Source organism: Spirillospora sp. NPDC048819 (assembly GCF_040650055.1).
Taxonomy (GTDB): domain Bacteria; phylum Actinomycetota; class Actinomycetes; order Streptosporangiales; family Streptosporangiaceae; genus Spirillospora.
Genome location: NZ_JBEZGN010000001.1, coordinates 571494 through 594623, shown reverse-complemented (window position 1 = coordinate 594623; position 23130 = coordinate 571494). Strand labels below are relative to the sequence as shown.

Annotated in this window: 21 protein-coding genes; 16 read left to right on the top strand and 5 right to left on the bottom strand. The window is 73.0% G+C overall.

The genetic code is table 11. From position 1 onward, the window contains the following. Positions 1–31 precede the first annotated feature (31 nt). Entirely contained in the window at positions 32–1891 is a 1860-nt protein-coding gene (locus AB0C35_RS02835) for a TIM barrel protein (protein WP_358449721.1), read from the top strand. A 27-nt stretch (positions 1892–1918) separates the two neighbouring features. Here AB0C35_RS02835 and AB0C35_RS02830 read toward each other — a convergent pair whose 3' ends face one another. Then, positions 1919–2521, bottom strand: coding sequence for a response regulator transcription factor (locus AB0C35_RS02830; RefSeq protein ID WP_358449719.1), 603 nt, complete (start codon positions 2519–2521; stop codon positions 1919–1921). Next, complete coding sequence (locus AB0C35_RS02825; RefSeq protein ID WP_358449717.1) at positions 2518–3780, bottom strand: histidine kinase; 1263 nt, start codon at positions 3778–3780, stop codon at positions 2518–2520. Before AB0C35_RS02825 ends, AB0C35_RS02830 begins: the two co-directional genes overlap by 4 nt. A gap of 106 nt (positions 3781–3886) precedes the next feature. Between AB0C35_RS02825 and AB0C35_RS02820 the strand changes: the two genes are divergently transcribed. The 7 genes from AB0C35_RS02820 (at position 3887) to AB0C35_RS02790 (ending at position 12762) form a co-directional block, all read left to right on the top strand. Then, complete coding sequence (locus AB0C35_RS02820) at positions 3887–4309, top strand: hypothetical protein (RefSeq protein WP_358449715.1); 423 nt, start codon at positions 3887–3889, stop codon at positions 4307–4309. Further along, positions 4302–4898: a hypothetical protein gene (locus AB0C35_RS02815; protein ID WP_358449713.1), complete on the top strand. Its 597-nt coding sequence runs from the start codon at positions 4302–4304 to the stop codon at positions 4896–4898. The genes AB0C35_RS02820 and AB0C35_RS02815 overlap by 8 nt, the downstream gene beginning before the upstream one ends. Before the next feature lie 229 nt (positions 4899–5127). Continuing rightward, positions 5128–6042 (top strand): oxygenase MpaB family protein, encoded by a 915-nt coding sequence (locus tag AB0C35_RS02810; protein ID WP_358449711.1) that lies wholly within the window; start codon positions 5128–5130, stop codon positions 6040–6042. Positions 6043–6121: 79 nt separating this feature from the next. Then, positions 6122–7684, top strand: a complete 1563-nt coding sequence (locus AB0C35_RS02805) for an AMP-binding protein (RefSeq protein ID WP_358449709.1) — start codon at positions 6122–6124, stop codon at positions 7682–7684. 311 nt (positions 7685–7995) lie between these two features. Next, positions 7996–9492, top strand: coding sequence for an MFS transporter (locus AB0C35_RS02800; protein WP_358449707.1), 1497 nt, complete (start codon positions 7996–7998; stop codon positions 9490–9492). An 86-nt stretch (positions 9493–9578) separates the two neighbouring features. Next, complete coding sequence (locus AB0C35_RS02795; protein ID WP_358449705.1) at positions 9579–11966, top strand: CoA transferase; 2388 nt, start codon at positions 9579–9581, stop codon at positions 11964–11966. An 88-nt stretch (positions 11967–12054) separates the two neighbouring features. After that, the gene (locus tag AB0C35_RS02790) at positions 12055–12762 is read left to right on the top strand and encodes a hypothetical protein (RefSeq protein ID WP_358449703.1); all 708 of its coding nucleotides are present in this window, start codon (positions 12055–12057) and stop codon (positions 12760–12762) included. A gap of 16 nt (positions 12763–12778) precedes the next feature. Here AB0C35_RS02790 and AB0C35_RS02785 read toward each other — a convergent pair whose 3' ends face one another. Together AB0C35_RS02785 and AB0C35_RS02780 are read right to left on the bottom strand one after the other, a co-directional pair. Continuing rightward, the gene (locus AB0C35_RS02785) at positions 12779–13096 is read right to left on the bottom strand and encodes a hypothetical protein (RefSeq protein ID WP_358449701.1); all 318 of its coding nucleotides are present in this window, start codon (positions 13094–13096) and stop codon (positions 12779–12781) included. Between the two features lie 42 nt (positions 13097–13138). Then, entirely contained in the window at positions 13139–14719 is a 1581-nt protein-coding gene (locus tag AB0C35_RS02780) for a fatty acid--CoA ligase family protein (RefSeq protein ID WP_358449699.1), read from the bottom strand. A gap of 307 nt (positions 14720–15026) precedes the next feature. Between AB0C35_RS02780 and AB0C35_RS02775 the strand changes: the two genes are divergently transcribed. Genes AB0C35_RS02775 through AB0C35_RS02755 form a run of 5 tightly spaced genes read left to right on the top strand, consistent with a single transcriptional unit; the run spans position 15027 to position 18828 of the window. After that, a complete protein-coding gene (locus AB0C35_RS02775; RefSeq protein WP_358449697.1) occupies positions 15027–16190 on the top strand; it encodes a thiolase family protein in 1164 nt (387 codons plus the stop codon). After that, a complete protein-coding gene (locus AB0C35_RS02770; protein WP_358449695.1) occupies positions 16187–16606 on the top strand; it encodes a Zn-ribbon domain-containing OB-fold protein in 420 nt (139 codons plus the stop codon). Before AB0C35_RS02775 ends, AB0C35_RS02770 begins: the two co-directional genes overlap by 4 nt. Positions 16607–16635: 29 nt before the next feature. Then, on the top strand, positions 16636–17982 hold the full coding sequence (locus AB0C35_RS02765; RefSeq protein WP_358449693.1) for an amidohydrolase family protein: 1347 nt from the start codon (positions 16636–16638) through the stop codon (positions 17980–17982). Positions 17983–17991: 9 nt separating this feature from the next. Continuing rightward, on the top strand, positions 17992–18312 hold the full coding sequence (locus AB0C35_RS02760) for a hypothetical protein (protein WP_358449691.1): 321 nt from the start codon (positions 17992–17994) through the stop codon (positions 18310–18312). A gap of 15 nt (positions 18313–18327) precedes the next feature. After that, positions 18328–18828: a DoxX family protein gene (locus AB0C35_RS02755; protein WP_358449689.1), complete on the top strand. Its 501-nt coding sequence runs from the start codon at positions 18328–18330 to the stop codon at positions 18826–18828. A gap of 36 nt (positions 18829–18864) precedes the next feature. On the opposite strand, the gene AB0C35_RS02750 is transcribed toward AB0C35_RS02755, so the two are convergent. Continuing rightward, positions 18865–19443, bottom strand: a complete 579-nt coding sequence (locus tag AB0C35_RS02750; RefSeq protein WP_358449869.1) for a methyltransferase domain-containing protein — start codon at positions 19441–19443, stop codon at positions 18865–18867. Positions 19444–19600: 157 nt separating this feature from the next. Here AB0C35_RS02750 and AB0C35_RS02745 point away from each other — a divergent pair, with 157 nt between their 5' ends. The 3 genes from AB0C35_RS02745 to AB0C35_RS02735 are packed head-to-tail and all read left to right on the top strand — an operon-like array spanning position 19601 to position 23129. Continuing rightward, complete coding sequence (locus AB0C35_RS02745) at positions 19601–20443, top strand: carotenoid biosynthesis protein (RefSeq protein WP_358449687.1); 843 nt, start codon at positions 19601–19603, stop codon at positions 20441–20443. Then, positions 20431–21900 carry a phytoene desaturase family protein gene (gene crtI / locus AB0C35_RS02740; RefSeq protein WP_358449685.1) on the top strand — a complete coding sequence of 490 codons (1470 nt, stop codon included), beginning with the start codon at positions 20431–20433 and terminating at the stop codon, positions 21898–21900. Before AB0C35_RS02745 ends, crtI begins: the two co-directional genes overlap by 13 nt. Continuing rightward, a complete protein-coding gene (locus AB0C35_RS02735) occupies positions 21897–23129 on the top strand; it encodes a glycosyltransferase family 2 protein (RefSeq protein WP_358449683.1) in 1233 nt (410 codons plus the stop codon). Before crtI ends, AB0C35_RS02735 begins: the two co-directional genes overlap by 4 nt. The last annotated feature ends 1 nt before the right edge of the window (position 23130 follow it).

Here is a 23130-nt window from a genome sequence, read left to right as displayed (position 1 = left end):
CCCGGGCCTGCGCAGGAATGGAGGGAAGGACGTGCGACGGTCGATCGCGACGGTGTGCCTGTCGGGCACGCTGGAGGACAAGCTGAGCGCGGCCGCGGCCGCCGGGTTCGACGGCGTCGAGATCTTCGAGAACGACCTTCTCGCCTGTCCGCTGAGCCCCGAGCAGGTCGCCGAACGCTGCGCCGGCCTCGGCCTCACCGTCGAGCTCTACCAGCCGTTCCGTGACTTCGAGGCCGTCCCGGACGAACTGCACCGGCGCAACCTGCGCAGGGCCGGGCACAAGTTCGAGCTGGCGCGGCGGCTCGGCGCCGGCACCGTCCTGGTGTGCTCGTCGGTCGCGCCCGAGGCCGTCGACGACGACGCCCTCGCCGCCCGGCGGCTGCGCGCCCTCGCCGGCGTCGCCGCCGACCACGGGGTCCGGGTCGCCTACGAGGCGCTGGCCTGGGGGAGGTTCGTCCGGACCTGGGAGCGTTCGGCGGACCTCGTCCTGCGGGCCGACCATCCCGCGCTGGGGCTGTGCCTCGACAGTTTCCACGTGCTGTCCGTCGGCGGCGACATCGCGGGCATCGCGGAGTTCCCCGCCGAGAAGCTCTTCTTCCTCCAGCTCGCCGACGCCCCGCACCTGCGCATGGACGTGCTCCAGTGGAGCCGCCACCACCGGCTCTTCCCGGGGCAGGGCGCCTTCGACCTCGTCGGGTTCACTTCGCGGGTGCTCGCGGCCGGCTACCAGGGCCCGCTGTCGCTGGAGGTCTTCAACGACGTCTTCCGGCAGGCGCCGCCCGGCCGCGCGGCCGTCGACGCGATGCGTTCCCTGATCGTGCTGGAGGAGGGACTCGTCCGCCACGACCCCGCGGCGGCGGCCCGCCGCGGACGCGCCGCGCCGCCTCCGCCCGCACCCGCATCCGCGCCGGAGGGCTTCGCCTTCGTGGAACTGGCGGTCGACGCCGAGTCAGGCACCGAGGTGGCCCGGACCCTCGCCGCCACCGGTTTCGCGCACATCGGGCAGCACCGGTCCAAGCCGGTGCAGCTCTGGCAACAGGGCGACGCCCGGGTCGTGCTCAATGCCACCGGCGCGACCCGGGCCGCCATCGGCGCGTTCGCCGTCGAGACCGGCGACCCCGGACGCTCGGCGCGGCGCGCCACCGCGCTGCTCGCCCCCGTCCTGCCGCGGACCCGCGGCGCGGCCGAGGCCGACCTGACCTCGGTGGCCGCCCCCGACGGCACCGCCGTCTTCTTCTGCCGGACCGGCGCCCCGGACGGCTGGCTCGGCGACTTCATCCTCTCCGGCATGCCGGAACCGGCAGGGGCCGGCGTCACCGCCATCGACCACCTCGCCCTGTCGCAGCCCTTCGACGCGTTCGACGAGGCGACCCTCTTCTACCGCTCGCTGTTCGGTCTCGAGCCCGAGCACGACGCCGAGCTCGCCGCGCCCTTCGGCCTGGTCCGCAGCCGGGCCGTCACCGATCCCGGCCGCAGGCTGCGCCTCCTGCTCGACGGGACGGTGCTGCGCCGCGGCTCCTGGGCTCCGGCCGTCCCCGACCCCCAGCACGTGGCCTTCCACACCGACGACATCTTCCGCACCGCCCAGACCCTGCGCGACCGCGGCGCCCCGATCCTGAACGTCCCCGCCAACTACTACGACGACCTGGACGCCCGCCTCGCGCCCGAACCGGCCCTGCTCGCCGCCCTGCGCGAGCACGACGTCTTCTACGACCGCGACGGCGACGCCGAGTACTTCCACCTCTGCACCGAGATCCTGGGATCGCGGGTCTTCTTCGAGTTCGTCCAGCGCTCTTCCGGCTATGCCGGCTACGGCACCGCCAACGCGCCCGTCCGCATGGCCGCCCACCGCGCCGCCCACACCCGGAGGCGCGCGGCCCGGAGCCCGTGACGCAGGGGACCGCGACCAGGGGCGTGATCAGATCCAGCCCTCTTCCCAGGCGCGGTGCGCGGCGGCGTGCCGCGAGCTCGCACCCAGTTTCGTCATGGCCGACGACAGGTAGTTGCGGACCGTGCCGGGGGCGAGGTGCACCTCGGCGGCGATCTCGCTGACCGACGCTCCCGTCCGGGACGCGCGCAGCACCTCCAGCTCCCGGCCGGAGAGCGGGCAGTCGCTCTCGGTCAGCGCGGACGCGGCGATGTCGGGGTCGACGTAGCGGCGGCCCGCGGCGACGTCCCGGACGATCTCGGCGAGCCGGGACGCGGGCGTGGTCTTCGGCACGAACCCCTGGACCCCGGCGGTCAGCGCGCGGCGCAGCACTCCCGGGCGGGCGTGCCGGGTGACGAGGATGATCCGGGTCGGCAGCTCGGCGCGGATGAGCCCGGCGGCGTGCAGCCCGTCCGCCGGCGGCATCTCCAGGTCGAGCACCGCGATGTCGGGACGGTGCAGGCGGGCCAGCTCGACGGCGTCGGTCCCGGTCGCGGCCTCCGCGACGACGGTCAGGTCGTCCTCCAGTTCCAGCAGCGCCGCGAGCGCGCCGCGCAGCAGGTCCTCGTCGTCGGCGATCAGCAGCCGGATCATCGCTCGCCCGCCTCCGCGTGCAGCGGCAGCGAGCCGGTCAGCTCGAACCACTCGCCGTCGTGTTCCCAGGTCAGCCTGCCGCCGGCCTGTTCCAGCCGGTCGGCGAGGGTGCGCAGGCCGGTGCCGGTTCCCGTCCCGGGCGTGTCCACCGCCCCATCGTTGCGCACCCGCACCCGGGCCGCGCCGTCCGCCACCCGGCAGCCGACCGTGGCGCTGCGCGCCCGGCTGTGCCGCAGCATGTTGGTGGTCGCCTCCCGCATCACCAGCCCCAGCAGGTGCCGGCAGGCGTCCGGCAGCCGGTCCGCCCCCGGGTCGTGTCCGGGTTCCACGCGGGTCTCGATGCCGGCGGCCGACAGCACCTTGGCCGCGTTGGCGAGCTCCTCGTCCAGCGTGGTGCGCCGGTACCCCTGCACCACGGCCCGGGTGTCGCTCAGCGCGTCGACCGCCAGCTGATGCACCTCCGTCATCTGCGCCGCGGCCCGCGCCGGGTCGGTGTCGGCGAGCCGCGCGGCCAGCTCGCTCTTGAGCGCGATGACCTGGAGGTGATGGCCCTGGATGTCGTGCAGGTCGGCGGCGAAGCGCAGCCGCTCGTCCTTGACCGCCAGCTCCGCGGCCATCCGGCGGCCCTGGTTCAGCCGGTCGGCGACGTCCCACGCCCACAGTGCCCCGAGCGTCGTCCACGCCGTGAAGGCCACCATCCCGGCCGGGAACCCGGTCGCGAACCGCCACCCGTCGCCGGTGGCGCCGCCCGCCAGCCCGCCGACCGCCGCGGCGGCGACGATCCCGGCGGCGATGAGGAGCCGCCGCCGCTCCGGCGGCAGGAACGTCGCGGTGACCGACACCATCACCGCCGGCGCCAGCGACCACAGCCGCTGGCCGGGCAGCGCCAGCGGAATCACCGCGAGCGGCACCGCGGCCGCCCACCCGGCGGCGAGCCACGCCACCGGCGGCGGGGGCAGGCCCGCGTCCGCGTCTCCGTCCGCGTCGGCGGACGGCAGCCGCCGGCCGAACAACACGACCATCGCCACGGTCATGAGGAGCAGTGCCGCCGCGGCCAGGGCGCGCCCCGGGACGCCCAGCTCGGGATGCGTGATCCAGTCCTCGGCGAACATGACCACGAAGATCGCGAACGTCGCGGTCAGGCTCCACCGGACGTGCCTGCGGAAACGCTCCAGGCCCGGCTCGCGCCCCGCCGCGGCCCCGTCCGCGCGGTGCGCACCGGATCCGGGCGGCGCATGACGAATGTCATCGGATCCCATGACGATTTCCTGCTCTCCCGTGCGGTTCCGGCACTGACGGCTGTTCCGGGCGTCCACCAGGCTTGAACGCGAAGATACCCGACCCCCGTATCGAAGGGACCTGGTCATGACGACACCCACCACCGGTCGCCCGCAGGCGATCGCCTGGCGGCACTTCCTCCGCCACTACCTGGAAATGATCGCAGCGATGTTCGTCGGGATGGCCGTCCTCGGCATCGCCGTCCGGGGCGCCATGGCCCTCACCGGGCTGGAGTTCCCCAGCGGCGACGAGTGGGCCTCCGTGGAGATGGCGGCCGAGATGTCCATCGGAATGGTCGTCTGGATGCGCTACCGCGGTCACGGCTGGGCGAGTTCCCTGGAGATGACGGCCGCCATGTTCGCGCCGCTCGCCCTGCTGTTCCCGCTGCTGTGGCTGGGCGCGATCGCGGGCGGCTCGCTGATGCTCCTGGAGCACGTCGTGATGCTGCCTGCGATGTTCCTGCTCATGCTCCGCCGCCGCTCCGAGTACGGGAGTGCGGCCCATGTCTGAGATCGGCACCGCCGCGCCGGGTACGGAAGCGCGGCCCACGTCCAGAATCGGCACCGCCGCCCGGTATCTCTGGCCCACGGCCCTCGCCGTCGCGATGAGCGCGGCCACCTGGGGCGGCGGCGGCGACACCGGCGCGCAGGTCACGTCCCTGGCGCAGGCGTTCGTCCTCCTGCCCCTGCTGTACCTGCTGGTCGCGAAGTTCCAGTGGCGCCGGGGGACGTGGGCGGTGCTCGCCGTCCTGCTCGTCTCCTTCACCGCCCTGGAGGCGGTGGACGTCGTCGACCCGGCCGGCGTCGCCGCGGCCGTGGCCCTGGCCGTCCTCGTCTGGGGCGCCGCCGACGGGCGGCTGTTCCGGTCGGGCGAGCTCCAGGCACAGGCACTTGCCATGATCGGCTTCGGCGCCGTGGCGCTGGCCGGCCTGATCGCCGACCCGGAGGCGGGCCGCTACATCGTGGCGGCCGGCTGGTTCCTGCACGGCATCTGGGACCTCGTCCACCTCAAGCTCGACAAGGTCGTGCTCCGCTCTTACGCCCTATGGTGCGGCGTGATCGACGTCCTCATCGCCGCCCAGCTCATCTTCTTCGTGTGAACGCCCGCCCGCAGCCCGCAGGCGCCGCCGCTCGAACCCGCAGAACGCGAGTGGCGGCGCCCGGGATGCGTCCGCCCCTGCGGCGCGAACGGGTTCCGGAAAGAAATCTGCGGGGTGAAGGCCCAGGTCAGCGGGCTATCGGCGACGTGTTGCCGAACGCGACTTGTAAGCGACTACTTATTCGCGTTCCACTGGGAACGTGAGTCGTTCGCGTCAGGAGGTTGCGCACATGACGGTGGCCGAAGGGATGCCCGCCAGTCCACCGGGCGAACGGGAACGCCGCGAGGAGCCCGTCCCGTTCGGACCGGATTCGCTGATGTGGGAGCAGATGGGGCTCTACACGTCGGCGATCGCGGGCAACGGCGTCTTCATTCTGCAGGTGATGCATCCGGCGATCGGCACCGTGGTCGACCGGCTGTCGAGCTTCCGCACCGACCCGCTCGGACGCGCGGCGCGCAGTTTCGCCTCCGTGCAGACCTGGGTCTACGGGGGACGGACCGCCATCGAGGAGGGCAGGCGGCTCCGCGAGATGCACAAGCCGCTCAGCGCCGTCGACGAAGAGGGACGCCGGCACCACGCACTGTCGGCCGAACCATGGGCGTGGGTGCACCTCACCGGCTTCTACGCCGCCGTCACCGCGGCGAGGTACTTCGCTCCCGCCCCGCTGAACAAGGAGGAGGAACAGCGGATCTTCGACGAGTTCCTCCAGCTCGGCAGGATCCTCCAGGTGCCCGAACGCATGTTGCCGGCGAGCATCCCCGACTACTGGGACTACTTCGACGACATGGTGGCCAACACGCTCGTCCCGCACAAGGTCGCCCACGAGGTCCTCGGTCAGATGGGCCGGGTCCCGCCGAACGTCCCGAAACCGCTCCGGCCGGCGGTCGCCCCACTGAGCATGGCCGGCGGGCGGCTCGGACGGCTCATCACGATCGGCACCCTCCCCGCCGCGGCGCGCGAGAAGCTCGGGCTGACCTGGACCGCGTCGGACGAGCGCCGGCTGCGCCTGGCCGGGCAGGTCATCGGGCGGAGCACGCCGCTGCTCCCCGAACGCGTCCGCTACATGCCGATCGCCTACCGCGCCCGGCAGGCGGCCCGCGCACAGCAGCGGCTGGAACGCGCCCTGGCACAGCGTCCCATGTGAAGCGCGCCGTGAAGCGCGCCCGTGAAGCGCGGCCGCGGCGACGCGTCCGCCCGAACCGGCGACCAGGAGGTCGAAGACCATGACCGAACCCGTCGAGGACCCGCTGGCCGCGCTGGCCGCCGCCGCCCCGTCCAAGACCGCGCTCATCGAGGACGACCGGCGCCTGACCTACGCCGAGTTCAACGCGATGGTGAACCGGTACGCCAACCTGCTGGGCGACCACGGCGTCCGGGCGGGCACGAAGGTCGTGTGGTGCGGCCGCAACAGCACCGAGGTCGTCGTGCTGATCGCGGCGCTGCGCAAGTGCGGAGCCGTCGGGGTTCCGCTGAACTACCGGCTCAGCCCGGAGGAGACGACCTACGTCATCGAGAACGCCGACGCCGCCCTGGTGGTGTTCGATGCCGAGCAGGCGCCCCAGCTGGAGGCGGCGTCCCGGCAGGTCGACGACGTCCGCGCCTGGCTCGCCTGGGGCTGCGCGGCAGAGGACGCGCCGGGCTGGGCCTCCTCGCTCGACGCCCTGGCCGCGACGAGCCCGGTGACCGAACCGGCCGTCCGCGGCACCGATCCGGCCGCCGGAACCTCGATGTTCTACACGTCGGGGACGACCGGCAAACCCAAGGGCGTCGTGCGGGGCGAGCCGGACCCTGCGCTGGTGCTCGGGCTGGTCACCGAGATCGGTTTCGAACCCGGCGACGTCTACCTCACGACCGGTCCCCTCTACCATTCCGGCCCGATGAGCTTCATGCTCATCGTCCAGCTCATGGGCGGAACCGTCGTCGTCATGCGCGACTTCGACCCGGAGCGCTGGCTGGACCTCGTCGAACGGCACCGGGTGACGACCACGTTCTCCGCCCCGACGCCGATCCGCCGGGTGGTGGACCTGCCGGACGAGGTGATCCGCCGCAGGGACCTCTCCTCGCTGCGGCGCATGATCGCCAACGCGGCGCCGTGGCCCTTCGAGCTCAAGCGCCGCTACGTCGACAAGGTCGGCGAGGGCTCGCTGTTCGAGGTGTACGGCTCCACCGAACTCGGCGTCGACACGATCCTGCGTCCCGAGGACCAGCTGCGCAAACCCGGCAGCTGCGGCCGCGCGGCGCCCGGTGTCGAGATCGCGCTGTTCGACGAGGGCGGGCAGCCCGTCGAGGAGCCGCACGTCGCCGGTGACCTGTACGTGCGCGGCGCCTCCACCTTCAACGACTACTACAAGGCCGAGGGCAAGTTCCAGGACGCCCGGCACGGCGACTGGCTCACGGTCGGCGACATCGCCTACCGCGACGAAGAGGGCTTCTACTACATCTGCGACCGCCGCACCGACATGATCATTTCGGGCGGGGTGAACATCTACCCGGCGGAGATCGAGGCCGTCCTGACCTCCCATCCGTCGGTCGCGGACGCGGCCGTGTTCGGCATCCCCTCCGACGAGTGGGGAGAATCCGTCCACGCCGCCATCGTCCTGTCACACGACGGCGCCGCCGTCACGGACGAGCAGCTGCGCGACTTCTGCCGGGAGCACATGGCCGCCTACAAGACCCCGCGGGGCTTCGACCGGATCCCCGAGATCCCCCGCAACCCGTCGGGCAAGACCCTCAAGCGGCGGCTGCGCGACCCCTACTGGGAGTCCCGCGACACCAAGATCGGCTGATCCGCCCGCCGGCCGGGAGCACGCGCCCGGATGCGACTTCCCCCGTCGCATCCGGGCGCGTTTTCTGTCTCGACCCTGAGTCTAAAGTTCTTTGCACGGTCGCAGGATACATTCGGTCTTGCTGGAACTTTCGCTCTGGAGGGTTGACGATCCCGGGGAAACAGCGTTCTATTAGTCACACCTCAATGTGATCCAGCCCACGGCAAACGGCCCGGCGACGACGCTGACGGCACGCCCCCAAGTCGGGCGCGAGGACCTCGGCCGGGCCCCGACTACACCGCCCCCACCCACATCGGAAAGTCGGTACGGCCATGCCCGGAGACAGAACGACCCGGTCCGCAGCCCTCCTGATCGCGGCGCTCGTGCTCGCCGAGACGGTGTCGGCATTCGAGACCACGATGTCCGTCCAGCTGCTCTACGCCCAGCACCCCTTCTTCGGCACCGACATCAGCAAGCTCACCTGGATCGTGACCGCGTACATGCTGGTGGCGGCGGCCGCCACGGGCGTGTGCGGTCGCCTGGGAGACCAGTTCGGCCGCACCCGCGTGCTCAACATCGTGCTGCTGATCTCGGCGGTGGGCTCCATCGTCAGCGCGGTCGCCCCCAACCTGGAGGTCGTGATCCTCGGCCGGGGCCTCCAGGGCGTGTCCGGCGCGGTGCTGCCCCTGGTGATCGGGCTGGCGCGGGAGATCCTGCCGAAGGAGAAGATCACCACCGGGATCGCCATCGTCAGCGCCTCGGCGCTCATCGCCGGGGCGTCGGGCATGCTCGTGTCCGGCTTCATCCTGGATCACTTCGACTGGCGCTACATCTTCTGGACGGCGGTGCTCCTGGCCGTGCTCGCGATCTTCGCGATCCGCGCCGTCATCCCCCGGTCCGTCGCCGCGGAGAGCGACCCCGGGAAGGTCGACTACCTGGGCGCCGCGCTGTTCTCGGTGGCCATCGGCACGACCCTCTTCGGCGTCACCAGGTCGAGCGAATGGACGTGGACCGACTCCCGGACGCTCGGCTTCCTGGGCGTCGGGTTCGTCCTGCTCGCCCTGTGGACGCTCTGGGAGCTGCGCGTGGAGCACCCGATGATGGACGTCCGGCGGTTCGCCAACCCCAAGTTCGCGATCGGGATGCTCGCCACGGTGATCATCGCCTTCGGGGTCTTCGGGCTCAGCCAGGTCATGCCGACGGCCGTCCTGCGCACCCCGACGCACATCCCCGTGCCGGGCGGCGCCCCCATCGAGCTGCCGGTCGGGCTCGGGCTGACCGCCACCGTCACGGGGCTGGTGGGCGGCCTCGGCGCGCTCATCGGGTTCACGATCTCGCCGCTGCCCGGCCGGATATCCCGCCGGTACGGCGCCGCCAGGACGATCATGATCGGGGCCGCGGTGTCCGTGGGGGCCTTCTGGTCCGTCGTCCACCTGCACACCACGGTCGGCGGCTTCATCGTCTTCACGATCATCAGCTCGATCGCCGTCACGTTCTGCTACGGCGCGCTGCCGACCCTCATCGTCGAGTGCGTCCCGGAGGACGAGACCAGCGCGGCCGTCGGCATGCAGGCCGTGGTCCGGACGACGTTCCAGGGCGTCGCCGCGTCCTTCTCGGGCGTCTTCCTGGCGCGCGGTGAGATCAAGGTGGGGGACATGGCCTTCCTGAGCGAGCAGGGGCTGGAGACCGTCGCGGTCGTGGCCGTGGTCGCCTCCGTCATCGGGTTCCTGCTCGCCGCCGCCGCGTCGCGCTACCGCGATTCGACGCTCGCGTACCGGGACGACGGCGTCGCCCTCCCGGGACGCGAGCCGGCCGTCCGGCTCGACTGAGGGTTCACCGGGCGCCGGCGTCCCGCGCGGCGCCGGCGCCCGGGAGCCAGAAGAGAACCAGATCACGTCTACGTTGCGAGGAACCGATGCCCAGCCCTCTCCCGTTCGCCGATGTCCGTGTCCTGGAGTGCACCGGGAACATCCCTGGCGCGTACTGCGGAAAGATGCTCGCCGACGCCGGCGCGCAGGTCGTGAAGCTGGAGCCGGCGGCCGGTGATCCGCTGCGCTCGTGGAGCGCGTCGGGGGATCTCGACCTCGGTCCTGGCGAGCACGCGCCCCTGTTCCAGTTCCTGGCGGCGGGCAAGCGGTCCGTCGTCCCGGACGGCGTGGAGTCGCCCGCCGCCCGCGACCTGGTCCGGGGCGCGGACGTCGTGATCGTCGACGGGACGGGGGGCTGGGACCTGGCGCGGGTGCGGTCCCTCCTGGCGGCCGGCGGCGAGACCGTCGTCGTCAGCATCACCCCGTTCGGCACCGAAGGCCCCTACGTCGACCAGGGGATCCAGGCCAACGAGTTCATCCTCCAGGCGCTGTGCGGCTCGACGGGGAGCCGCGGCTGGCCCGGCGAGGAGCCGCTGCAGGCCGGCGGCAGGATCGGCGAATGGGTGGCGGGCGCGTACGCCGCGTTCGCCGCCGCCGCCGGAGTCCGCCGCCTCCGGCGGACCGGGCGGGGCGACGTCTTCGACGTGTCGATCTACGAGGCCATGATCGTCACCATGGGCGGGCTCGGCGCCGTCGCCGCCGGCGTTCTCGGCGAGGACGCACCGCCGCCGGGCCGGAGCCTGGAGATGCCGTCGATCGTGCCCACCGCCGACGGCCTCGTCGGCTTCTGCACGATCACCGCGCAGCAGTTCGCGGACTTCCTCGTCCTGATCGATCGCGCGGACCTGCTCGACGACGCCGACCTTGCGTCGTTCGTGGGCCGGACGCGGCGGCGCGACGAGTTCCTGGAGATGGTGCACGCCTGGGCCGCCACCAGGACCACCGCGGAGATCGTGGAGCTCGCGGCCGCCCTGCGGATCCCGGTGGCCCCGATCGGCACGCCGGAGACCCTGGCCGAGATCGACCAGTTCCGGGAGCGCGGCGTCTTCGTCAAGAACGCGCTCGGACATCTCCAGCCGCGGGTCCCGTACCGGACCAGCGCGTTCGAGGCGGCCCCGCCGGGGACGGTGCCGGAACTCGGCCGGGACACCGGCGAGGTGCGCTGGCCGGCGCGCGAGCACGCGGCGCGGCCGGGCGCGCCGGCGGACCAGCGGCCGCTGCACGGGGTGCGGGTCGCCGACTTCACGGCCTTCTGGGCCGGTCCCACCGCCACCCAGCTGCTGGCGGCGTTCGGCGCCGACGTCGTCAAGATCGAGGGACTGCGGCGTCCGGACGGCATGCGGTTCTCCGGTGGACGGCCGCCGAGCGTCGACCAGTGGTGGGAATGGGGGTCGGTGTTCCTCGCGAGCAACAACGACAAGCGCGGGATCAGCCTCGAACTGAGCAACCCGCGGGCACGCGAGATCGCCCTGAAGCTCATCGGGACGTGCGACGTGGTCGTCGAGAACTTCTCGCCGCGCGTGATGACGAACTTCGGGCTGGAATGGCCGGACGTGGCGGAGGCCAACCCCCGCGCGTGCATGGTGCGGATGCCCGCCTTCGGGCTCGACGGCCCCTGGCGGGACAGGGTCGGGTTCGCCCAGACGATGGAGCAGGCGAGCGGCATGGCGTGGATGACGGGGCACCCGGACGGCCCCCCGATCATCCCCCGCGGCGTCTGCGACCCGGTCGCCGGCCTCCACGCGGCCTTCGCGGCGGTGATCGCGCTGGAGAGCCGCGACGTCACCGGTCGGGGCGTGCACGTCGAGGGGACGATGGTCGAGGCCGCGCTCAACGTGGCGGCCGAGGCGCTGCTGGAGCAGGCCGTCCGCGGCGTCACGCTGCGCCGCGACGGCAACCGCGGGCCGGGCGCCTCGCCGCAGGGCGTGTACCAGACGGCCGGGGCCGACGAGTGGGCCGCGATCGCCGTGACCGAGGACGCGCAGTGGCCTTCGCTCGCCGCCGTCATGGGCCGCCCCGACCTCGCCGGCGACCCCGGCTTGGCGACCCCGGACGGGCGCCGCGCCCGCGCCGCGGAGGTCGACGAGGCCATCGCGTCCTGGGCGGCGGGAATGGACGTCGAGGCCGCCGTCGCGGCGCTCCGCGCGGTGGGCGTCCCGTCCGCCCGGGTGACGCCCGCGAGCGACCTGCTGACCGACGAGCACCTGCACGCCCGCGGGTTCTGGGAGCGCGTCCGGCATCCGGTGGCGGGCGAGTTCCTCACGACCGGACTGCCCTTCGGGTCCCGGACCGTGCCCGGCGGGTGGGTGCGGAGCGGGGCTCCGCTCTATGGCCGGCATAACCACGAGGTCCTGGCGGAGCTCGGCCTCGGCCGGAGCGAGATCGAGGGCCTGGAGGAGGCCGGGGTCATCGGCTCCCGGCCCGCCGGCCTGTGACCGCCGGCCCGCGCGACAGGCGGAGACCGGGCGGGCCGGAGGACTACGATCGCTCCACGGAATGACGGCGACCGGCGGGGATGACGACGTGGGACTCGAAGTATCGCGGGATGCGGACGAGGACGCCTCCGGCGCCGGTTACCCGGATCTGCCGACGACCGCGTACCTCGTCCTCGGGATCCTCATCGTCACCGACGAGTCGCTCACCGCGGGCGAGATCAAGGTGCGCTCCCAGCACACGGTCGGCCACTTCTACTGGGCGCCGGCCGTCAGCCACATCCGGCGTGAGCTGACGCGCCTGATCGAGCACGAGATGGCGGCCGAGCGCACCATCCACGTCGGCAAGCGCAAGATGACGGTCTACGAGTCGACCGCCCGGGGGGAACGCGCCCTGCACGCTTGGGCCGAGGCCCTGCCGGGGGACGAGCCGGTGATGACCAAGCATCCGCTGATGCTGAAGATCTGGCTGGCCGGCGACACCGAACCGGGCCTGGTCCTGGAGGCCATCGACCGCTACCTGGAGACCGTCCAGAAGTCGATCGACGAGCTGCTGTGGGCGCAGGGCCGGGGCAGGGAGCTCGGCCTGCTGCAGGACCCGAGAGCGCGGTACCCGCAGGTGGTGACCGCCTACACCCTGCGTTCGCTGTACGCCGAGATGGCCAACATCCGGCAGTTGCGCGACGAGATCAGCTGGAACATCGGGGACGCCTACCAGCAGCACGCCGACCATCCGAAGACGTCCGTGCGGCGCAGGGTCCGCCCGGAAGGCGACCCGGAGCCGGACGCGGAAGACTGAGCCGCCTTCCCGCGGGTCAGTCGCTCGCGGGAAGCGGCTTGGCCTCCTTGACCACGAGCGGCGTGTCACCGTCGGACAGCGTGCCTTCCCCCGGGTTGGTCACCAGCAGCTCGAAAGAGTCGTCGTCCGGATGGGTGTAGCGCTTGCCCAGCAGCGACCCTCCGTCGAAGGGGCTCCGCGGCTCCCCGACGGTCGCGCGGTCGGCCGACGGGGACATGGGGACCCCGCCGCATCGCAGGTCGATCGCCGACGAAGCGGGCCGGACGACGATGACGCCGGTGCCGCACACCTGGCTGTGCAGGCGCGTACCGGGCTTGATGACGGTGTCGGTCAACTCTGTCTCCTGTCCGTATTCAGTATCTATGGGGCTATTCGATCAGGCGTGCGTCGGTGATGCGAGCCCCGCGACGATCTCGCGGCGCAGGACCTTGCCGGTCGGGGTGTAGGGCAGCTCGTTCCGGAAGACGACCTCGTCGGGCGTCCGGGAACCGCGCAGCCGGGAACGGACGAAGGCCCGCAACTCCGCCGCGATCTGCTCCTGCGGCTCCGCGAGCTCCTCGCTGCCGGGTCCGGTGGGGTCGGCTCGTTCGGCGAGGACCACGACGGCCACCAGGCGCTGCCCCCAGTCGGGGTCGGGCATGCCGACCACCGCGGCCTCACGGACCGCGGCATGGGAGAGCAGGACGTCCTCGATCTCGGCCGGCGCGATGTTCTCGCCGCCGCGGATGATCGTGTCGTCGGCGCGTCCCTCCACGTACAGGTAGCCCTGCCCGTCGATGCGGGCGAGGTCGCGGGTCGGGAACCAGCCGTCGGCGTCCAGGACCGAGCCGAGCCCCGTGTACTCGCCGGACACCTGCGGCCCCCGGACCCACAGCTCACCGGCCGTCCCCCCGGGCACCGCCCGTCCGTCCCCGTCGCGGATCTGCGCCTCGATGCCGGGGACGACGCGGCCGACCGAGGTGAGGCGGTGCGGCTCACCGGACGCCACCGCCTCACGGTGGTCGCCGGGTCCGAGGACCGCGATCGTCGAGCTGGTCTCGGTGAGGCCGTAGGCGTTGACGAACCCGGTCGCGGGGAACGCCTCCAGTGCCCGGGTGAGCACCGGGAGCGGCATCCGGGCTCCGCCGTACGCCAGCGTCGTGAGGCTCGGGCAGTCCGCCGGGCGGTCCCCGAGGTGCTCGACGATCCGGGCCAGCATCGTCGGCACCACCATCGCGTGGCTCACCCGCCGGCTCCGCACCACGTCGAGCCATCCCTCCGGCGTGAAGTCCGTCAGGTAGGCGACCTTGCGGCCGGAGTAGGCGTTGGTGAGCACGGCGCCGATTCCGGCGATGTGGTACGGCGGGACGCTGAGGAGCGCGCAGTCGCTCTCCGCCGCCGAGCCGAACTCGACGGTCCCGAGGACGTACGAGAGCAGGTTCGTGTGCCGCAGGACGGCGCATTTCGGCGCCGACGTCGTCCCGCTGGTGAACAGCAGGACCGCCGGGCTCGTCTCGGGCACCTCCGCCGCTCCCGGTTGATCGCCGTGATCGTCGTGCTCGCCGTGCTCGCCGTGATCGGCGGCGCCCGGGGCCGCGAGGAGGTCGAACCACTCACGCGTGGTGATCGACGCGATCACGTTGCCGGGCGGTTCGACGCGGTAGGACGGGTCGGTGACGAGGACGGGCGCGTCGAGGCGGGCGATCAGCTCGTGCAACGCGTGGTCCGACAGGCGATAGTTGAGCGGGGCGAACGGGACGCCCGCGCCGGCGGCGGCGAAAAGCAGCGCGGGAACCGCGGGGGAGTTGACGCCGATGAACGCCAGGGAGCGGCCGTGCAGGCGTCTGAGCAGCGCGCTTCCCGCGTCGGCCAGCGCGGCGAGGCCGCCGAAGGTCATCGGCTCGCCGTCGTCGGGCACCAGGGCGGCGCGGTCGGCCTCTCCCTGTGCGGCCATGTCCAGGATCAGGCGGATGGTCATGCGAACTCCATGCCTCGTCACACGGCTACCTTGAACTAATAGTCAATCACGATGGTCACACAGAGGCCGCGCAAGCGCCAGTCCTCCCGGCGCCCTCCCGGTCCTCGTAGAAGGCTCGGTTCGCCGGATTCGTCGAGGCTGACTGCCGGTTAGCAGGCATTTTGCGGGGCTGGGGCGCCGGGGGTCCGTCAGCCGATCGCGGGGCCGCTTGCGGAATCTGACCCTTGACACCCGGGAAATACATAAGTCTAATAGTGCCTAGCTCGCAGTGATCTACAGCACATCGATCGACCCCTAGGAGCACCGAGTGAGGGCATCGAACCGCCGGGCCGTCATCGCCGGGGTGCACAACACGCGCCAGGCGCGCCGTCTGGAGGAGGAGACCTCCCGCAGTCTCACGGTCAAGGCGATCCTCGGCGCGCTGGACGATGCCGGGCTGGAGCTGTCCGATGTCGACGGAATCAGCGCCATGGAGAACAGCACGTCCCTGATCTACGACCTCGGAGTCGGGCCCGCCTGGCAGGGCCAGGACTTCGGCGTCGGCATGTTCGCCGAGGCCGCCGCCGCGGTCGAGAAGGGCTACGCCGACGTCGTCGTGCTCGTGGCCGCGCAGGCCGGGAGCTACACCGACCGGGCGGCGACCGCGCCGTGGACGCGCCCGGAGAACGAGTTCGTCGCCCCCTGGGGCATGTTCACCGCCGCCGAGTTCGCGCTCATCGCGCGCCGGCACATGGAGGTCTTCGGGACGACCCGGGAGCAGATGTCGCGGGTCGCGGCCACGATCCGCAACAACGGGGACCGCAACCCCGAGGCCGTCTACCACGGGCGGGGCCCGTTCAAGCCCGAGGACATCACCGCGTCCCGTCCCATCGCCGAGCCCTTCCACCTCCTCGACTGCGCCATGACGTCGGAGGGCGGCTGCGCCGCGATCATCACCACGGCCGAGCGCGCCCGGTCCCTGCGCCGCCAGCCCGTGCACGTGCTCGGCGCCGGGGTCGACTTCTTCGGCCCGTCCTACCAGTTCCCGCCGAGCTGGGACCTGCGCGGGCGGCGCGACGACACCGCCAACGGATGGGCCGGCCGCCGCGCCGCCGACCTCGCGTTCCGCCAGGCCGGCCTCGACCGCGGCGACGTGGACGTGCTGGAGCTCTACGACCCCTTCTCGTTCGAGATCATCCGCCAGCTGGAGGCGCTGCGGTTCTGTCCCGAGGGGGAGGGCGGGCCGTTCGTCGAGGACGGCCGCATCGAGCTGACGGGCAGCCATCCGATCACCACGGACGGCGGCCTGATGTCGTTCAGCCACGCGGGCGCGAACCCGCAGATGATGCAGCGCGTGATCCGCGGCGTCCAGCAGCTGCGCGGCGACGCCGGGCCGCTCCAGGTGCCGGAGGCGCATGTCGCCCTGTGCACGACCGGCGGAGCCGGCGCCCTGTTCACCGGCGTGATCCTGTTGGGAGACGACCTGCCATGACGACCCGGCTGCGGGCCCAGACCCGCGACGTTCCGCACGCGACCCCGAGCGAGGTGACCCGCCCCTTCTGGGACGCCTGCGCGCGGGGGGAGCTGCTGTTCCAGCGCTGCGGGCAGTGCGCGCACATCACCTTCCCGCCCAGCGAGCACTGCCGCGGCTGCCTCGCCCGGCGGCAGGTCTGGGAGGCGAGCGCCGGCCGCGGGACGCTCTACAGCTGGACCGTCGTCCACCGGCCGGTCACGCCCGCGTTCGAGCCGCCGTACGCGGCGGCGATCGTGACCCTCGACGAGGGCTACCAGATGCTGACCAACATCATCGACGCCGCGCCCGAGGACCTGCGCGCCGGCCTGCCCGTCCAGGTGTCGTTCCGCCGGACCGGCGGCGACCTCTGGCTCCCCTACTTCGTCCCCGCCTGACCCCGGAAGACCGAGCGAAGGGTTCCCCCATGCACAAGGACGACTTGATCCTCATCAGCGTCGACGACCACATCGCCGAGCCCGCCGACATGTTCGACGCGCACGTCCCCGGCAGATACCGGGACCGGATGCCGCGCGTGGTCATCGAACCGGACGGCGTGCAGCAGTGGTACTACGGTGATCTGCGGGGCCGCAACATGGGGCTGAACGCGGTCGCCGGGAAGCCCCGCGAGATGTACAACATCGACGCCAGCAGCTACGACGAGATGCGTCCTGGCTGCTTCAACGTCGACGAGCGCGTCCGGGACATGAACGCCGGCGGCCAGCTCGCCGGGCTGAACTTCCCGAACTGGACCGGGTTCTCCGGCCAGGTCCTGAACCAGGGGCCCGACCGCGAGACCAACCTGGTGATGATCAAGGCGTACAACGACTGGCACATCGACGAGTGGTGCGGCGCGTACCCCGGCCGGTTCATCCCCTGCGGGATCCTCCCGCTGTTCGACGTCCACGAGGCCGCCAAGGAGATCCGCCGCCTGGCGGACAAGGGATGCCACGCCGTGACGTTCTCGGAGAACCCCGAGGCGCTGAGCATGCCCAGCATCCACACCAAGTACTGGTACCCGCTGTTCGAGGCGGCCAGCGAGAGCAAGACCGTGCTGTGCACGCACATCGGGTCGTCGTCGCGCGCGCCGATGTTCTCCAGCGACGCGCCGGCGAGCGTCGCCATGACGGCGTCCTCGATCATGAGCGCGTACACGATGCTCGAACTGATGTGGGCCGAGTTCTGGGGCGACTTCCCCGACCTGCGGTTCTCGCTGACCGAGGGCGACATCGGCTGGATCCCGTACTTCCTCTGGCGGGCCGAGCACGTGCAGAACCGGCACTCGGGCTGGACGAAGGCGACCTTCCCGCCCGGCTACGACGGCCCGTCGGACGTGTTCAACAGGCACGTCCACACATGCTTCATCGCCGACAAGGTCGGCCCGAAGATCCTCGACTGGTTCAACACCGACATGGTCTGCTGGGAGTCGGACTACCCGCACTCCGACAGCAACTGGCCGTTCGCGCCCGAGGACGTCATGGAGACCCTCGGCCACCTCGACGACGCGCTCATCAACAAGATCACCCACGAGAACGCGATGGCGGCGTACTCCTTCGACCCGTTCAAGCACGTCCCGAAGGAGAACGCGCGCGCCGGGTACCTGCGCTCCCAGGCGACGGACGTCGACGTCGTCACGCACGTGGGGCGGGAGGCGAGCCAGCGCGACCTGGACGCGTGGGCGCGGATGACGAACTTCGCCGCCCAGCACCCGGCGAAGGTCACCGCGGACGCCGACATCTCCGGGCGCGCCGAGAAGCTCGGCGAGAACGTCTAGGGCCGCGCGATGGGCATGAGCCTGTGCGTGCCGCCGAGGGCGGGTGAACTGTGCGCCCCCATCCGGCTGCGGCTGCCCGGCGACCACTCGACACAGCAGCTGACGTCCCGGCACCGCGTGACCGGGGTCGAGGCGGACGGCGGGCGGGTCGTCGTCGAGGTGGAGATCACCGATCCGCAGACCTCGCGTCCGATCGACGTCCGGTTCGACGTGGTCCCGCCGGGCGAGCGTCCCGCCGCGCGTTCCGTCCTGCTCGGGACGGTCGAGCTGGCCGGCGGCCCGGCCGAGGTGTACGGCACCTACCTGGGTGTCGTCGCCGATGAGAACTGAGAACGGGAACCGGGCATGGACCAAGATCTCGGTGCGCTGATCGTGCGGCTGGCGCTGGGGCCGATGCTGATGGCGCACGGGTGGAACAAGGTCTTCGGGCCGGGCGGCCTGGCCGGGACGACCGGCTGGTTCGCGGGTCTCGGCCTCCGGCCGGCGTGGCTGCACGCCCGGCTGGCGGCCGGGACCGAACTCGGCGCCGGGCTCCTGATGACGCTCGGGTTCCTGGCCGGTCCCGCGGCCGCGGCGTTCGTCGGCCTGATGACCGTCGCGGCCCTGACCGACCACCGCGGCAAGGGCTACTTCGTCTTCAAGGGAGGCTGCGAGTACACCGTCCTCGTCGCGATGGTCGCCGTGGGACTCGCCGTGCTGGGCCCGGGCGGCTACTCCGCGGACGCTCTGCTGAACGTCGACCTGTCGGGCCCGCTGTGGGGCTCGCTGGCACTGGTCGCGGGACTGGCCGCCGGCGCCGCGCTGCTCGTCCTGTCACGGCGCCGGGACGCGAGTGAACCCGGATAGCCGCTCCCGCCGGCGGCCTGGCCTGGTCGAGGCCGGTCAGGTCTGCCGGCGCAGCCGGTACCACTGCGGTGAGGTCCTGTTCATCGGCCAGCCCAGCCCCTTGGTGTCCGCGGGCTGGACGTCGAGCAGCTCCCAGTCCGGGAACGCGGCCTCGACCTCCGCCTGGGACACTCCGCCCACCCGGGAGCGCAGCCGCGTGGGGCCGAAGGCGAGCATCAGCAGCGTTGAGCCAGGGCCGGCCAGCGCGGAGACGCCCCGCCCCTCGGCCCGCTGCTGGTCGGCGTCGAAGCCCTGGAAGCAGCCCACGTCGAGGAAGAAGTCGAACGTCCCCAGGTCGGCCGACGGCAGGTCCGTCACGTCGCCCACCACGTAGGTGACGCCCTCCCCGCCCTGGCGCTCGGCCGCTTCGATGGCGGCCGGGACGTAGTCGACGCCGACCGCCTCCCAGCCCCTGCGTCCGAGTTCGGGGGTGAACTGGCCGCGGCCGCAGCCGAGGTCCAGGGCCCGGCCGAGCGGGCGGGAGCGCTCGTTCTCCTCACGGTCGAGCAGGGCGGCGATGCTCGCCTCCGCCGCCTTTCCGTAGCGCTCCCAAGGGGTGATTCCGAAGCGGTACATACGGGCGTAGTTGGTCACAACTCTGACCGTCTCATGGGGTAGCGCGAAGCCCGCACCGGGGTCGGCGGAGACCGAATCGCGTCCTCCGCGGCCGCGCGTGGGCACATTCTGCGAGCGGGAGGCGTCCGGGGCCCGGGTGAGTTCCGAAGGTACGAGTGTGGGGTTTCTGAGAAGGCGGCGCGCCGCGGGCCGGACCGGACCCGGCCCGGACGGGCTGGTGGTGGCGGGTGCCGGCTGCCTGGCGGGAATGGTCGCGGCTCAGGTGGCGTCGGGTGTGAGTCCGGATCCGGTGCGGCAGACCGGACCGGTGGTGGGCCTGCTGGCGGCGGGAGCCGCGTGCTTCGTCGCGTCGCGGCGGGGGCCCGCGCGTGCGGGCGGGGCCGTGGGCGCGGCGATGGCGGTCGGATACGCGGCGGAGTGGGTCGGGGTGCGGACGGGTGTCCCGTTCGGGAGGTACTCGTACACGCCGGTGCTGCAGCCGCAGGTGGGCGGTGTCCCGATGGCGGTGGCGGGCGCGTGGGCGGGTATGGGGCTGGCTTCGCACGCGGTCGCCGCCACGCTCGTCCCGGAAGGGCGGACGGGGGCGCGCGTGGCGGTGGGGGCCGCGGCGCTGACGGCATGGGACCTGTTCCTGGATCCGCAGATGATGCGGCAGGACCTGTGGAGATGGGCCGACGGCGGGGTGTACCGGGGGGTGCCCGCCGTCGACTTCGCCGGGTGGCTGGGGGTGTCGGCGCTGCTCATGGCGGTGATGGAGCCGATCGTGGAGTGGGAACGGGACGCGCCGGGGTGGCTGGTGGCGCTTTACGGGGTGATGGCGACGATGGAGACGCTGGCGTTCACGGCGGTGTTCGATCCGCCGGACCGGCTCGTCGCGGCGGCCGGAGGGACGGCGATGGGGGTGTTCGCCGTCCCGGCGGCGGCGCTGGCGTTCAGGCGGCGGACGGCGACGGGCCCGCGGCCGGCGCGAAGCCCTCGGAGGCTCGCATGGCGGAGGTGATCGTGGTCGGCGGCGGGGTCGGCGGGATGGTCGCCGCGCTGCTGCTGGCGCGCGGCGGCCACCGGGTCCGGCTGCACGAGAGGCTGGGGCGGCTGGGCGGCAAACTCGCCGAACGCGAACGGGACGGGTTCACCTTCTCGCTCGGCCCGTCGCTGCTGACCCTGCCCGGCCTCTTCCGGGAACTGGGGGTCGAGCGCGAACCCGTCCGGCTGGACGAGCTGTGCCGGTACCGGTTCGCCGACGGGTCGCGCCTGCGCGCCTTCGGCGACCCCGATCGGATGGCCGTCGAGGTCGACCGGCTCGCCGCCGGTCAGGGCGCCGCCTGGCGGGCCTTCTACGGCTGGGCGCAGGGGTGTCTGGCGGCGTCGCGGCGGACGTTCTTCGCCGGCCCGGTGGGCCGTCCGCCGGAGGCGGCCCGGCTCGGAGACCTGAAGGCGGTCGCGCCGGGGCGAACCCTGCACGGGCTGGCCCGGCGCTTCTTCACCGACCGGCGGCTGCGGCAGTACGTCGGGCGTTACGCCACGTACGCCGGGTCGAGCCCGTACCGGGCGCCGGCCGCGCTGGGATGCGTCCCGGCGATCGAGCACGGGGACGGCGGCTGGTACGTGCCGGGCGGCCTCGCCCGGCTCGCCGGCGACCTGGCCGGGCTGGTGGCCGCGGCCGGCGTGGAGGTCCGCACCGGCAGCGAGGTCGTCCGCGTCCTCGCGGACGGCGACTCGGTCAGGGGCGTGGTGCTGGCGTCCGGGGAGCGGGAGGCGGCGGACGCGGTGGTGGTCAACGCCGACGCCGCCGCGCTGTACGGCCGGCTGCTGCCCGCCCGGCGGCGGGTGCGCGGGATGGCCCGCCTGGGGCCGTCGTCGTCGGCGCTGCTGATCCTGGCCGGGGTCGAGGGGCGGACCGAGGGGCTGCCGCATCATTCGGTGCTGTTCTCGGCCGACTACCGGCGGGAGTTCGGCGACATCTTCCAGCGGCGCAGACCGCCCCGGGACCCGACCGTCCACATCGGCTGCTCGGCGGTGGACGACCCGTCTCAGGCGCCGCCGGGGGCGGAGAACTGGGTGATGCTGGTGAACGTCCCGGCGGGAGACCCCGGGCGGTGGCCGATGACGCCGGAGGACTACGGGGAGCTGGTGCTGGAGCGGCTCGCGGAGCGCGGGCACGACCTGGCGGGACGGCTGCGGTTCACGGAGCTGTTCACCCCCGCGGACCTGCGGGACCGCTATGGCGCGCCGGGCGGGGCGATCTACGGCACCGCCTACGGGGGACCGGCCGCACCGCTGCGCAGGCCGGGCAACCGCGGACCCAGGCGCGGCCTGTACCTGGTGGGCGGCTCGGTGCATCCGGGCGGCGGGCTTCCCCTGGTCGCGATGGGCGGCCGGATCGTCGCGTCCCTGGTCGAGCAGGACTTCCCCGTCGGCGGCGCGTCGCACGTCCGCCGCGAGGGGGGCCGGCCGTGAGGGCCGTGACCGCCGCCCAGTCGGCCGCGGCGCTGGTGGTGGCGGCGCGGCTGGCGCGGGGCCGGGACCGTCCGCCGCCGTTCGGCTCGCACGCGGGCCGGGACCCGGCGGAGCCGATCTCGGTGGTGATCCCCGCCCGCGACGAGGAGGCCCGGATCGAGGCGTGCCTGGCGCCGCTGCTGGCCGATCCGGCGGTGCGGGAGGTGATCGTCGTGGACGACGGGTCCCGCGACGGCACCGCGGCGCTGGCGGCCCGGTCGGGCGCGACCGTGGTCACGGGCGCCACCCCGCCGGCCGGCTGGGTGGGGAAGCAGTGGGCGCTGCGGCAGGGCGTGGAGGCGGCGGCCGGGCCGGTGGTGGTGCTGCTGGACGCCGACACCCGTCCCAAGGCCGGGTTGTGCGCGGCGCTGGCCGGACTGCTGGACGCCTGGGACCTGGTCAGCGCCGGTCCCCGGTTCGTCACCGGCGGCGGCGTCGAGCAGGCGTTGCACGCCTCGTTCCTGGCCACGCTGGTCTACCGGTTCGGGCCGATCGGCCCGGCGGTGAGGTCGCCCGGCCGTCTGCTCGTCAACGGCCAGTGCATGGCCTTCCGCAAGGCGGCGATGGTGAGGGCGGACGGGTTCGCCCGCGTCCGCCGCCACCTCACCGACGACGTCGCGCTGGGCCGGCTCCTCGCGCGGGACGGCTGGAGGGTCGCGTTCGCCGACGCGGGCGCGCTGCTGGAGGTCGACATGCACACGTCCGCCGCCGACGTGTGGCGCCAATGGGGTCGCTCGATCGCGTTGCGGGACGTCACGACGCCCGTCCGCCTCGCCGGGGACCTGGCGGTGGTGTGGCTGACCGCAGCGCTGCCGGTGCTGAGGCTGGCCGCCGGGCGTCCCACGCCGCTCGACCTCGTCCTGCTGGGGCAGCGGCTCCTGCTGACGGCGGCGCTCCGCGGCAGCTACCGCGAACCGGGACCGGGCCTGGCGCTCTCACCGCTGCTCGATCCGGTCGCCGCCGTGCGGCTGACGCTGGCCGCGCTGCGCCCCGGCCGAACCTGGCGCGGCCGCACCTACGGACGCGACGCGGCCGGCCTCGCCCGGCGGGCCGCCGTCACACCCGCGCGCCGGTGCGCCGGCGGCCTGGACGCGCCGCAGGACGCCGCGCGCGGCGACCGGAGCGCCGGCCCGAACGGCGGCCCGCCGCGCGGTCGGCGAGAGCCGCCTGGCCGAAACGCAGCCCGATGAG